Annotated in this window: 1 protein-coding gene; it reads right to left on the bottom strand. The window is 56.4% G+C overall.

The window, feature by feature from the left end:
• Nucleotides 1-1,008: transcription termination factor NusA (gene nusA / locus ACIOWA_RS28100; RefSeq protein ID WP_401162944.1), on the bottom strand; the 1,008-nt coding region annotated here is incomplete at its 3' end.
• Between the last annotated feature and the right edge of the window lie 64 nt (nt 1,009-1,072).

The following is a 1,072-nucleotide window of genomic DNA, read 5'->3' on the forward strand; positions in this document are numbered from 1 at the left end:
CACGTTCAGGGTCCAGCCAGTCAACTGGCTCGCCAGACGCACGTTCTGACCACCGCGACCGATGGCCTGAGCCAGATTGTCTGCGCCAACGGCGATGTCCATGGCGTGGGCATCTTCGTCAACGATAATTGCCGCAACCTCGGCCGGGGACATGGCGTTGATCACGAACTGAGCCGGGTTGTCGTCCCACAGGACAATATCAACACGCTCACCGCCCAACTCACCCGACACTGCCTGGACGCGCGAACCGCGCATACCAATGCAAGCGCCCTGCGGGTCGATGCGTTTGTCCTTGGAGCGGACGGCGATCTTGGCACGCGAACCCGGATCACGGGACGCAGCCATGACTTCGATCAGACCTTCGGCAATTTCCGGCACTTCGATACGGAACAGCTCGATCAGCATTTCCGGCGCGGTACGCGACAGGATCAACTGCGGGCCACGGTTCTCGGTGCGGATTTCCTTGAGCAGCGCGCGCAAACGCACGCCGACGCGGAAAGTTTCGCGAGAGATGATGTCTTCACGGGCCAGCAACGCTTCAGCGTTATTGCCCAGGTCGACGATCACGTTATCGCGGGTGACTTTTTTCACGGTGCCGGAGATGATTTCTCCCAGGCGCTCGCGATAGGCGTCGACCACTTGAGCACGCTCGGCTTCGCGCACTTTCTGCACGATGACTTGCTTGGCAGTCTGTGCAGCAATGCGGCCGAACTCGATGGACTCGATCTTTTCTTCAACAACGTCGCCGACATTGGCGCCAGGATGCGTTTCAGCAACCTTGCTCGGCCAGGTTTCGATAGCCGGATCGTCGAGATCGTTTTCTTCGACGACCGTCCAGCGACGGAAAGTTTCGTAAGAACCGGTGTGGCGGTTAATTTCCACACGCAGGTCAACTTCGTCTTCAAAACGCTTTTTGGTAGCAGTGGCCAGAGCCAGCTCCAGCGCTTCAAAAATTAAGCTTGTGGGTATACAAATAAAATGGCGTACCGGCAAGCGTAAATTTTTTATCGCTGGAGCTGGCTATTGCCACAGCTAACCAAAATCGTTTTGTATTAGTAGTTTTACATGGTGT

The sequence above is a fragment of the Pseudomonas sp. NPDC087614 genome (assembly GCF_044743485.1).
Taxonomy (GTDB): domain Bacteria; phylum Pseudomonadota; class Gammaproteobacteria; order Pseudomonadales; family Pseudomonadaceae; genus Aquipseudomonas; species Aquipseudomonas baetica_A.